This is a genomic window from Flagellimonas zhangzhouensis, from assembly GCF_900102925.1.
In the GTDB taxonomy this organism is placed as follows: Bacteria; Bacteroidota; Bacteroidia; order Flavobacteriales; family Flavobacteriaceae; genus Flagellimonas; species Flagellimonas zhangzhouensis.
This window is the reverse complement of the sequence record NZ_FNKI01000001.1, coordinates 769,947-782,305: the sequence shown is the minus strand read 5'-3', so window position 1 is coordinate 782,305 and position 12,359 is coordinate 769,947. Positions and strand designations below refer to the sequence as shown.

The window sequence follows — 12,359 nt, the reverse complement described above, 5'->3', positions numbered from 1 at the left end:
CCCCTATGAAAAACATAAGGGCTTTAAGTTGTTTTATTCTTCGATGCTCAAATAGCTTAAGTTAAGCTTGTTGAACTCTTCGTTAAAGTCTGAAATTTCCTTGTCGACCAAAGCATCAAATTCTGCTAATTGTTTTTTGATTTCGGCTGACAATTCATTTTTCACCACGATATCTTGATCGGTTGGTGGGAAATCGTCCATGGAAACCAAACTGTTCAAGTGACCCAATTTATTGGTCAACCTAATCGGGAAGTTCAAAGGATCTTGATTACTTCTATTCTGGGTTTGGTACAATTCCTTTTCAATGGAACCAAATTTCTCTTTCATGGTTTTGGCTTTCTCCACCAATGCTGTAGTTGCTTCTTCATCTTTGTATTTTTTGATGAATTCATCCAACTTCCCATTTACCGCTCTGATTTTTTTAATGGATTGGTGTGACAAATCAACAGTTTCATTCACCTCTGTAATGAAATCGTATTGCTTTTGCATATCGGCAATGGTCACCTCAGCTCTTGGGTCTGGAAGAATCTTGAAATCTTCAGTTTGTGTTTCACCATTTACATTCAAGGTTACTTTGTAAGTTCCTGGAACTGCTTTTGGACCGCTTAAGTTGGCCCACCAAAGAATCATGCCATCCAAACGTTCGGCACTTTTACCTCTAGTATCCCAAACATGGGTATTACCTCCTTTTTTAACCTCCAACTTTTTACCTCTTTCTTTAGAATAGGTGCTATAAGTTGCCAAAGTATCGCCATTCATTTTGGTGTAGGTAAGGGCAACACTGTCTTTTTCAGCAACATCTTTTAGATAGAAATGTGTGATTACACCATTCGCCAAGTTGGTTCCCTCGGTTTTGGATGGTCTTCTACCCGTATTTCCTTTTGTTCTGTAGCTTTCTCTTGGTTGATACAAAATAGTCTCGGAAGATTTTTTAGAATCATCCAATTGATGAAGTACGGTAAGGTCATCTATCACCCACAAACTTCTACCTTGGGTAGCAACGATCAAATTGTTGTCCTTAATAGTCAAATCCGTGATTGGAACAATCGGCAAGTTCATTTGGAATTTCTCCCATTTGGCACCATCATTAAATGATATGTACATGCCAGTTTCAGTTCCTGCATACAACAAACCTTTTCTTTTTGGATCTTCACGAACCACACGGGTAAAGTGCTCATCTTCGATTCCATTAGTAATCAAAGACCATGTTTTTCCATAATCGGTTGTCTTATATAAATAAGGTGTGAAATCACCCAACTTGTAACGTGTAGCGGCCACGTAACAAGTTCCCTCATCAAAAGCAGATGGCTCAATGCTATTGATCATGTTCCATTCTGGCATACTGGATGGGGTCACATTTTCCCAGGTTTTTCCTCCGTCTTTGGTTACATGGATCAAACCATCATCACTACCTACCCAAAGCAGACCTTCTTTTAAAGGACTTTCGTTGGCTGCGAAAATGGTACAATAATATTCCACACTGGTGTTATCTTGTGTGATAGGCCCACCACTTGAAACCAATTTTGTTGGATCATTTCTAGTAAGGTCATCACTCAACAACTCCCAACTTTGACCTTCATTAGTGGTCATGTGCACGTGATTGGAGAATGTGTACAGTTTTTTAGGATCGTGCTTACTGAACATGATGGGGAAGTTCCATTGGAAACGATACTTCATGCCCTCTGCGCCATAACCCATAGGGTTATCTGGCCAAACATTCACCGCTCTGGCAGTATTGTTTGCATGGTTTTGACGCACTAAAAATCCATCATAACTACCTCCATAAACAATATCATCGTTGGTTGGGTCCACTGCAATATGGGCAGACTCACCCCCTGCTGTTCTTTCCCAATCGTCTTCACCAATTGAAAAATCATCACTTCTGTAATTGATTCTTAAAGTAGAGTTGTCCTGTTGTGCCACATAAATTCTATAAGGAAATGCATTGTCCGTAGTCACTCTATAAAATTGTGCAGTGGGTTGGTTCATCATGGTACTCCAAGTTTCACCACCGTCATAACTCACTTGTGCTCCTCCATCATCAGCGATGATCATTCGCTTGGAATCTTCAGGTGCTATCCAAAGGTCGTGGTGGTCTCCGTGTGGTGCATTATTGGAAACAAATGTTTTACCTCCATCCGTACTTTTATGATAGCTTACGTTCATCACATACACCATATCTTCATTATTGGTATCTGCATAGATTCTTGTGTAGTACCAAGCACGTTGTCTAAGGCTTCTATCGCTATTGATCAGGCTCCAAGTTGCACCACCATCTTCTGAGCGGTACAACCCTCCTTTTTCTTTATTTTCTACCATGGCCCAAACCCTATTGCTATTTACAGGTGAAACAGCAACACCAATAATCCCAAGGGTGTCAGTTGCAAAGCCTTCGTTTTTAGATATCTCTGTCCAAGTTTCGCCACTATCGGTACTTTTCCAAAGCGCAGAACCTTCACCACCACTACTTAAGCTGTAGGGTGTACGTTGCACTCTCCAAGTGGAAGCATATAAAATTCTTGGGTTGTTCGGGTCAAAAATCAAATCAACAGCACCAGCCAAATCGTTGGCATATAGTACTTTTTTCCATGTTTCGCCACCATCGGTACTTTTATACACTCCTCTTTCTTCAGTTGGTTTGTACAGATTCCCCATTACTGCGGCATATACTGTATTATGATCTTTAGGATGGATTCGCATACGGGAAATGTGTCGGCTATTTTCCAATCCAATGGATTTCCAAGTTTTACCAGCATCCTCCGTTTTCCATGCTCCGTAGCCAGATGAAACATTACCTCTTACAGTCTGCTCACCTCCACCGACATAAATCACGTTGGGGTCGCTTTGTGCCACCTCAACGGCACCGATACTTCCACCAAAAAAACCATCGGAAATATTCTCCCAAGTGATTCCGCCATCCGTAGTTCTCCAAACACCACCACCTGTGGCACCAAAATAGTATAGGTCTGGTTGTCCTGGAACACCTGCAACGGTTCCTGAACGTCCTCCACGGAATGGACCGATCAATCGATATTCCAAACTGGAATATAGCTCTTCGGGATATTCGGGAGTGCTCTGATTTTTCTTTTTTCGTTGTGAATAAATAGGTGAGGTAAACAAGACGGTAGCCAATAATAGCATACCGACCCTTAAAAAGCTAGTCTTCATTATTAAAGTGTTGAGTTAGTCGGCCTTAAATGTAGTGAAAAAGGGTCAAAAAAAGTATGTAATATTTCGTACTTTGTCCCTTCACATATGATCAAATAACTAAACTATGCACAAATTAATTAAGCTTGCAATCGTATTATCCTTGTTTGCGGCTTGTAAAAATCAAACCAAACCTCCAGAAACTTCCCAAAGTCCAGAAATTGCCGAAAACGAGACATCAGAATGGATGTATCTTTTTGATGGCACCTCTTTGGAGGGATGGCGAGGCTACGGTATGGATTCCCTACCCCCAGGCTGGACCATTAAGGACAGTACCCTGACCTTTGACACCGAATTGGGTCTTGAGCAGGATTACAAAGGAGGAAAAGACATTCTTTACGGAGCCGAAGAGTTCGATAACTTTGAACTTTACTTGGAATGGAAAATTCCAGAAGGAGGAAACAGCGGTATTTTTTATCATGTAAAAGAGGGCTATGATGGACCTCCTGTTGTTTCTCCAGAATACCAATTGATTGATGACGAAAACTATGCCAACATCCATGATTTGGTAGGATACAATTCCCAGTTTGGGGCTGAACACCCTGAATTGCTTCAAGATTGGCAAAAAACGGGAGCCGATTACGCCATGCACACGGCGGATGAATCCCAAAAACAGTTGAATCCTGTAATGGAATGGAATTCCACCAAAATCGTTTTTACTCCTGAAAAAGTGGAGCATTGGCTCAACGGGAAAAAACTATTGGAATTTGAGCCATGGTCCGAAGAATGGAATACCAAAAAGGCTTCAGGAAAATGGGACAATGCACCCGATTACGGAAAATATAAAACGGGCTACATTGCTTTGCAAGACCATTCCAGCCCTATTTGGTTCAGAAACATAAAAATTAAAAAACTATAACCCTCCAGACCATGAATAAAAGAGACTTTATCAAAAAAAGTAGTGTTGGAGCACTCGGAATCATGTTGGCGCCCTCCTTTTTAAAGGTAGGTTTCCCTCAAAACAAACTAAGAACCGCCCACATTGGAGTGGGTAATATGGGAATGGAGGATTTAAAAGCCATTTCTTCCCATGCATCCGTTGATGTGGTTGCATTGTGTGATGTAGATGCCCTCAATCTTTCTGCTGCCCACAAAATGCACCCTGGTGCACGCATCTTTTTCGATTACCGTGCCATGTTGGAAGAAATGGGTGATGAAATTGATGCCGTTGTGGTATCCACTCCTGACCATACCCATGCACCAGCTTCGTTGATGGCGATGAACATGAACAAACCCGTGTATTGCCAAAAACCTTTGACGCACTATGTTTCCGAATCAAGGGAAATGAAAAAAGTAGCTGCGGAAAAAGGATTGGTCACCCAAATGGGAATTCAGGTGCATTCCTTTTACGACTACAAATTGGCCACTTTGTTGATTCAATCGGGAATAATTGGAAAAGTACATACCGTTCACGCATGGTCTCCGAAAAACTGGGGGTATGATGGTCCACTTCCAGAAGGTGAGGATCCCGTACCAACACAATTGGATTGGAACCTTTGGTTGGGTACATCAAAACAAAGACCTTATAAAAAGGGCATGTACCATCCAGGAAATTGGAGAAAATTGATGGACTACGGTTGTGGTACCTTGGGCGATATGGGCGTTCATATTTTTGATACCCCTTATAACGCATTGCAATTGGATGTACCAAGAACCATAACCACCGAATGTAGACCATCCAACGGATTTGGTTTCCCAGAAAACAACACGGTGACTTATGAATTTCCTGAAACGCCATACACAGGAAAATCCTTAAAATGGGTTTGGTATGATGGCCCTGGTGCTCCAGAGATACATGAAGACCTGATGTTGCCCGGAATGGAAATGAAGAAGGACAATGCGTCAAAAAAGACTGATGGAAATAGCATATCGTTGGATGCAGGTGTAGCTGGCGAAAATGAACTTCCAGAGCAAGGCGCCATGTTTGTTGGATCAAAAGGTCGATTATTGTTGCCACACTTTATGCAACTTCCTAAAAAGATTGTTCGCGGTAAATATGTGGACATTTCCAAAGAAATCGCCAAGGTATCTGAAGAATATAATTTGGGTGAGCCAATCCGAAATTATGGTACTGAGGGACCTAAACACTACCACCAATTTGTGGATGCTTGTTTAGGAAAAGGAGAAACGACTGCTCCTTTTGATTATGCAGCTCGATTGACAGAAACCATTCTTTTAGGAACTATAGCAGGTCGTTTCCCTGGTGAAACATTGCATTGGGATGCAGAAACTGCACAATTCCAAGAAGAAAAGGCAAACAAATATTTGTCAGGAGATTATCGAGATTTTTAAATTTTACTAATGTCAAACACTCCCGAATTTTGGCTCAGTGGTCCTGTGCCAGATGTGCCACCACTTTTGCAACCTGCGGCCCACGCCCTATTGCAATCGGTTCGGGAAATAAAGACCTATCTAACGGATTTTCCTGAAGACAAACTTTGGGAAAATCCAATGGGTAGAGCTTCGGTTGGGTTTCACTTACGGCATATAATTGGGGTTTTGGACCGTATGCTCACCTATGCCGATAAGAAAGCATTGACCGAAGAACAATTTCATTTCCTTAAAAATGAGGGTAATGGAGAAAATGCGCCATCTTCCCAACAATTGATCGCTGATTTTGAGACCAAGGTAAATCAAGCTTTGAACTATTTTAAAAATACTCCTGAGTCCATTCTCACTGAAGAGCGGTTTGTAGGACGTAAAAAATTGCCCTCAACAGTTATTGGATTGCTGTTTCATGCGGCAGAACATTGTCAACGGCATGTAGGTCAACTTTTGGTGACAGTGAGCGCTGTAAAAGATTAAATATTTCAACATGAGCCAACCTAAATCCAGTCTATTTTACACATTCTTTTTAATTCCATTGCTGATGCTATCACAAAACCGACTTCGAGATCATGGGGTTGAAATTGGCGTACTCCAACCCGGAACATTCAATGCCATAACCGATGTTCCAGGAGTTCAAGTGGGGCATACTACTCACAATGAAAGTGAAAATATTAGAACTGGAGTAACGGCTATCTTACCACATTCAGGAAACATTTTTCAAGAAAAAGTGCCAGCGGCTATTTATGTGGGCAACGGTTTTGGAAAGTTGGCTGGCTATACACAAGTAAAAGAATTGGGCAATCTAGAAACCCCGATTGTATTGACCAACACCCTTAATGTTTCCACCGCCATGAATGCGGTTATAGGTTATACCTTGGAACAAAAAGGCAATGAAAATGTTCGCTCTGTAAATGCAGTAGTCGGGGAAACCAACGATGGTTATCTTAATGATATCCGAGGGCGTCATGTTATCGAAGCTGATGTGATTCAAGCTATTTCTTCAGCAACATCTGGCACCGTGCCCGAAGGGAATGTAGGTGCAGGGACAGGTACTATTTGTTTTGGGTTTAAAGGAGGTATTGGCACCTCATCTAGAGTGTTGCCCAAAAAATCTGGAGGTTACACTGTTGGCGTTTTGGTGCAGTCCAATTTTGGTGGTGTATTGCAAGTTGCAGGGGTTGAAGTGGGAAAAAAACTTGGGCATTATTCCGAAAGTTTCAAGTATTCCCCCGATGGTTCTTGCATGATGGTAGTGCTTACCGATGCTCCATTGGATTCCAGAAATTTGGAGCGATTGGCCAAAAGAGCTATGCTCGGTCTATCCAGAACAGGAGGAATTGCCAGTAATGGGAGTGGCGATTATGTGATTGCGGTTTCTACTGCTGAGGAATGTCGAATTCCTTATGAAAGCGAAAATCCAATTCAAACAGTACCGACTCTACGCAATGAAGCTATGACTCCGCTCTTTTTGGCCACCATCGAAGCCACGGAGGAAGCCATCCTCAATTCCCTTTTTGCAGGGGAAACCACCGTGGGAAGAGATGGTCATAAAATCGAAGCACTTCCGAAAGAAAAAGTACTCGAAATGTTGAAAGAGGCGGGTAAAATGGATTGATTTTTCACTCACTGTAACAAACTCGCATCATTTCACACTAATCTAACGGAAACCATCCACATTTTTTATAGCTTTAATCAACAAAATACATAAACACACTACCATGGATATTTTTGGAAAAATCAAGGAAAAACTCAGCAATGAGTTTATTGATATTATTGAATGGCTCGACTACACCGATGACACCATCGCTTTTCGGTTCGAACGCTATCAAAATGAAATAAAGAACGGCGCAAAACTGATTGTTCGTGAAGGACAGACCGCTGTTTTTATCAACGAAGGGCAATTGGCCGATGTTTTTGAACCAGGTACTTACGACCTTACCACCCAAAACCTACCGATTTTGGCAACCCTAAAGGGTTGGAAATATGGATTTAATTCTCCTTTTAAGGCAGAAGTTTACTTTGTAAACACCCACCTTTTCACCGATGAAAAATGGGGCACCAAAAGTCCTATCACTTTAAGTGATGATAGATTTGGACTTGTAGAAATACGTGCTTTTGGAACATATGCCTATAAAATTTCGGATGCTGGTAAGTTCATTAAAGACATTGTTGGTACAGACAGCAACTTTACCAATTTCGAGATCAACGAGCACTTAAAAAGTTTGATTGCCACTCGATTTACGAATACCGTTGGACAGGCCAATTTGCCGATTGAATTGTATGCCGCAAATACCACCGAACTTTCAGATACTTGTCGCGAAGTGATGTCGCCCGAGTTTGAAAGCGTGGGTATTTCCTTGGAAAAATTCTACATCGAAAATGTATCTATGCCCGAAGACCTTAAAAAGGAAATCTTCGAGTACAGCCGTATCGATAAACTTGATCTGGACAAGTTGACCAAATTCAAGACCGCAAAAGCAATCGAAGCCGCTGCCCAAAACGAGGGCGGAACCGCTGGTGCAGGAATGGGAATGGGAATGGGATTTGTTTTGGCCCAACAAATGGGCGGCATGATGGGCGGAAACACCCAAGCTGCACCTCAACAAGCTGCGCAACCCACTGGAGGAACTGTCCCCCCCCCTATGCCAACTCAAACCCAATATTTTTATGCATCCAACGGAGTACAACATGGACCAGTAGGTTTTGAACAAATGCAATCTTTGTTCGCTTCCAGAGCTATTAACCGTGATAGTTTGGTTTGGAAACAAGGCATGTCAGCATGGACTGCATTGAAAGAAGTGGAAGAATTAAAATCGTTCTTAGGAGGTAATACACCACCACCGTTACCAACGGAATAATCATATTTATTGTCATTCTGAGCAAAGCGAAGAATCTATTCTTTTCATGATTGTGAGATACTTCACTTCGTTCAGTATGACAATTTTAAGCCTAAATCTTAGTCAATCCTATTTTGCTGGAATCCAAAAAGGATATGGATTTCCATCCTCACGGAAATGAACCTATGGAAGAACAAAAAATCCAAAAAACCGAGCTCAAAAAAGCCTGCGCTAACTGTGGTGCAGAACTCAAATATAAGCCTGGGACCACAAGCATAACCTGCGAATATTGTGGTCATGAGGAATCCATCGCCATTGATGATAAAGGTTTCCAAGAGTTGGAACTGCACCCTTATCTCCAAGAAATGGGTTCGCAAAAGCACAGTGAAGAAATCTCCATGCTCCATTGCAAAAACTGTGGGGCGGACCAGCATGTAGAGGAAAACTACAAATCGCTCCATTGTGTGTATTGTGGTCAACCATTGGTTATTGAGGATGCTTATAAGGAAAACTGGATTTTACCAGGAGCGGTTTTGCCCTTTCAAATTGATAAAAAAAAGTCTTTTCTCATTTTTAAGAACTGGGTAAAAAGCCTTTGGTTCGCTCCGAACAATTTAAAAAAGGCAGCTCTAGACCCTCAATTCACCAAAGGGCTCTATTTACCTTATTGGACCTTTGATGCACAACTCTATGCTTCCTATACAGGGCAACGGGGCGAATATTATTATGAGACCAAACGCGTGCGCAACTCCCAAGGTAAAATGGTGACCCAAAGGGTCAGAAAAACAAGATGGTACCCTGCCGCGGGAGAAGTATCGGGTTTTGTGGATGATACCTTGATCAAAGCTTCGCATCAAAAAACAGGGCGGATTCCAGCAAAAATATCTTCATGGAATTTAAAAAAGCTACAACCTTTTGATAGTGGTTTCCTTTCGGGATTTGTGACTGAAAAATATACCATACCACTAAAAGATGGGCATTTGCAATCCAAGGAAGAGGCCAGAGATATTGCAACCACATGGTGCCGCCGTGACATTGGGGGCGATACGCAACGTGTTTTGTCCATGGATATGAAATTATCCGATGAGACTTTCAAGCACATTTTGTTGCCCGTTTTTGTAAGCGCTTACCGCTATAATGGAAAGGAATACAATTTTTTCATCAACGGGGAAAACGGCAGCATTTCTGGAAGTAGACCCTACAGTTTCTGGAAAATATTATTTGCTGTCCTCGCTGGACTTATTCTGATTGGGGTGATAGTTTTGTTGGCTAATAAGTAAAGATTCTTCGCTTCACTCAGAATGACATTCAGAACATTATTCAAAATCTTTTGTCATACTGAGAAGTCTGAAAGACGACGAAGTATCTCTTATTAAATCCTGAGATTCTTCGCTACGCTCAGAATGACAATGAAAACTATTATTAAAACAATAGACAAACAGGAATTGAGTGCTTGACCTCGTTTAAAAAGGTTAAAGTACCATTTTCTGCATCTCTTTTGAAAACTGTAATATTGCTTGATTTCTGATTGGCGACCAATAAAAACTCTCCTGTTGGGTCCATAGAAAAGTTTCTGGGCCAATCGCCGTGAACAGATTCCCTGCCCACCAATTCCAATTTTCCAGAAGTGTCATCTACAGAATAAATCACGATGGTGTTTTCACCACGATTGGAACCGTACAAAAAATTTCCATCAGGTGACAAATGGATTTCAGCGCAAAAGCTTTCACCATCAAAATTGGCATCCAAGGTCGATACTACTTGAACTTCTTGATAATTTCCATTTTCAACGTTTTCAAAAACAGAAATGGTACTGTTCAACTCATTGATCACATAAAGCATTTTCCCATCTTCACCATGGGTAAAGTGTCTAGGGCCAGCTCCATCAACAAATGGTAACGAAGCTTGTTCTGCAGGCACAAAGGTTCCATCTTTTTGATCATATCTTTTTATGGCATCCAAACCTAAATCTGTCACCATAAGTCCATAGGCATCAAATTGGGCCATATGTGCATGGGAGGTTTTTACTGAATCCAAGATTTTATGATCTATAATTTGAGGGTCTTTTCCAAGAGAACCATCAGCATTCAAAGAAAATACGGCTACATTGCCTCCTGTATAATTGGAGACGGCCAATTTTCCATCCCCAGAAAGGGAAACATGGCATGGATGTGCACCTTGCGTTCCCATACTATTTTGAAGTTCCAACAGTCCATCTTTTAAAGCAAAGGCCGTAACCCCCCCTCCCAAACTATCAAAATCGGCAGTTTCTTGAACGGCATATAGATTTTTCTTGTCATTTGATAAGGCCAAATAGGATGGATTGGTGATTTTGGCCATCAACTTTTGATTGGAAAGTTCGCCCGTATTGGCATCAAAAGTAAAGGTGTAGATACCCTCACTATCGCCATCGGTATAAGTTCCAACAAAAAGGGTGTACATGGGTTTGTTTTCAGGTTTTTCAGAACAGGCAAAGGCCAAAATAGCAGTAAATCCTGCTAGTATCAATTTTTTCATGGATGTTTAGTTATGCCCTCCAAAGTAAGCATTCTTGCTGAATGCTTAGGCAGGAATAAGTTTGGTCTTTATTTCTTTCACCAAATAGGCTCCAGTTACAATGGTGGCCAACACATCGGCAATGCAAAATGAGACCCAAACTCCAAGTTCTCCATAAAAACTGGGCAACACCAAGATTAATGGGATAAAAAAGAACCCTTGACGCGTTAAGGTCAATAAAAGTGCAGGAATCGCTTTTCCAATAGCTTGAAAATATGCTGCTCCAATCAATTGAATGGCGATTATTGGCGTTGCGGCGAATACCAAACGCATAGCCAAAGGCGTGTGTTCCAACACATATTTGTTCGTTGCCAATTGTTCGGCTCCCAAATCTGGTCTATCACTTAAAAATAGGGATGCTATTTCTGCTGGGAAAACCATGAGCACCACAAAAACAATGGCAGCCACCAATGCGGCATATTTAATCGCCGTGTAGATGGATTCTTTTACCCTATCATATTTTAGGGCACCGTAATTGTAGCCCGCAATGGGCAAAAATCCTTGGGTAACTCCAAAAACAGGGAACAGTGCAAACATCAACATTCGGCCAACTATGGCGTAAACCGCCACACTTGCCTCCCCTCCCAAATTGAACAATATGTTGTTCATCAACAAATAGGTGATGCTGGTTACGGCTTGTCTGGCCAAGGTCACAAATCCCAAAGAGCCAATTTCGCGCAAAATGGGTCGGTCTAATCCAAAATGGGAAATATCAATCTTTAATTCCGAGTTTTTTGAAAGGAAGAAATACAGCACATAAAAGAAGCACAATAAATATCCAACTGTTGTGGCCCAGGCTGCACCCTCCATGCCCCAATCGAACACGTAAATGAAAATATAATCCATCAACAGGTTTCCTATGGATGGAATGATCATCGCAATCATGGCGAACCTTGGTTTCCCCTCGGCCCTGATTACGGTGTTTCCCATCATACAAAGGGCCAAGAATGGCACTCCATATAAAATGATGGTATAATAGATTTTTGCGGGTTCAAAAATGGTGCCTTTTCCGCCAAAAGCAGGTATAAGGCTATCTACATAATATAGACCCAAGGCCACCATAACAACCGTGACCAATAAGGTCAAGGTAATTTGATTTCCGAATGTTTTCAGGGCTTTTTCTCGGTTATTGGCTCCAAGGGCACGCGAAATAATACTTGCACCACCAATCCCAATGGCCATTCCCAAGGCAGCAATAAAAAAGGAAACTGGAAGTACTACATTGATAGCGGCTATGGCGATGGAACCGATCCAGTTTCCTACGAAAATGGAATCGACCAGTACGTTCAACGACATTACCAAAATACCTATGGATGCAGGGACAGCCTGTTTGATCAGTAATTTTCCAATGGGTTCTGTCCCGAGTTCGTCAGAGGTGATTTTGGCCATGCCTAGGGTATTCTTTGGTATTCTAAATGGAACAACCCAAAG

General features: G+C 41.7%; 9 protein-coding genes. 6 read left to right on the top strand and 3 right to left on the bottom strand.

What is annotated here, in order from left to right:
* Positions 1-33 precede the first annotated feature (33 nt).
* Complete coding sequence (locus tag BLQ18_RS03425) at positions 34-3,168, bottom strand: WD40/YVTN/BNR-like repeat-containing protein (protein WP_090292630.1); 3,135 nt, start codon at positions 3,166-3,168, stop codon at positions 34-36.
* A 106-nt stretch (positions 3,169-3,274) separates the two neighbouring features.
* On the opposite strand from BLQ18_RS03425, the gene BLQ18_RS03420 reads away from it, so the two are divergent.
* From BLQ18_RS03420 to BLQ18_RS03395, 6 genes are all read left to right on the top strand, one after another.
* Positions 3,275-4,066 (top strand): 3-keto-disaccharide hydrolase, encoded by a 792-nt coding sequence (locus BLQ18_RS03420; RefSeq protein WP_090292628.1) that lies wholly within the window; start codon positions 3,275-3,277, stop codon positions 4,064-4,066.
* Positions 4,067-4,077: 11 nt separating this feature from the next.
* Entirely contained in the window at positions 4,078-5,499 is a 1,422-nt protein-coding gene (locus tag BLQ18_RS03415) for a Gfo/Idh/MocA family protein (RefSeq protein ID WP_090292625.1), read from the top strand.
* A 9-nt stretch (positions 5,500-5,508) separates the two neighbouring features.
* Complete coding sequence (locus tag BLQ18_RS03410) at positions 5,509-6,012, top strand: DinB family protein (RefSeq protein WP_090292623.1); 504 nt, start codon at positions 5,509-5,511, stop codon at positions 6,010-6,012.
* Between the two features lie 10 nt (positions 6,013-6,022).
* On the top strand, positions 6,023-7,150 hold the full coding sequence (locus tag BLQ18_RS03405; protein ID WP_217630559.1) for a DmpA family aminopeptidase: 1,128 nt from the start codon (positions 6,023-6,025) through the stop codon (positions 7,148-7,150).
* A 103-nt stretch (positions 7,151-7,253) separates the two neighbouring features.
* The gene (locus tag BLQ18_RS03400; RefSeq protein ID WP_090292618.1) at positions 7,254-8,393 is read left to right on the top strand and encodes an SPFH domain-containing protein; all 1,140 of its coding nucleotides are present in this window, start codon (positions 7,254-7,256) and stop codon (positions 8,391-8,393) included.
* Positions 8,394-8,557: 164 nt separating this feature from the next.
* Positions 8,558-9,652, top strand: a complete 1,095-nt coding sequence (locus BLQ18_RS03395) for a TFIIB-type zinc ribbon-containing protein (protein WP_090293659.1) — start codon at positions 8,558-8,560, stop codon at positions 9,650-9,652.
* 142 nt (positions 9,653-9,794) lie between these two features.
* On the opposite strand, the gene BLQ18_RS03390 is transcribed toward BLQ18_RS03395, so the two are convergent.
* A complete protein-coding gene (locus BLQ18_RS03390; RefSeq protein ID WP_090292615.1) occupies positions 9,795-10,889 on the bottom strand; it encodes a lactonase family protein in 1,095 nt (364 codons plus the stop codon).
* Between the two features lie 45 nt (positions 10,890-10,934).
* Positions 10,935-12,317 (bottom strand): MATE family efflux transporter, encoded by a 1,383-nt coding sequence (locus BLQ18_RS03385; protein WP_090292613.1) that lies wholly within the window; start codon positions 12,315-12,317, stop codon positions 10,935-10,937.
* Positions 12,318-12,359: the final 42 nt, after the last annotated feature.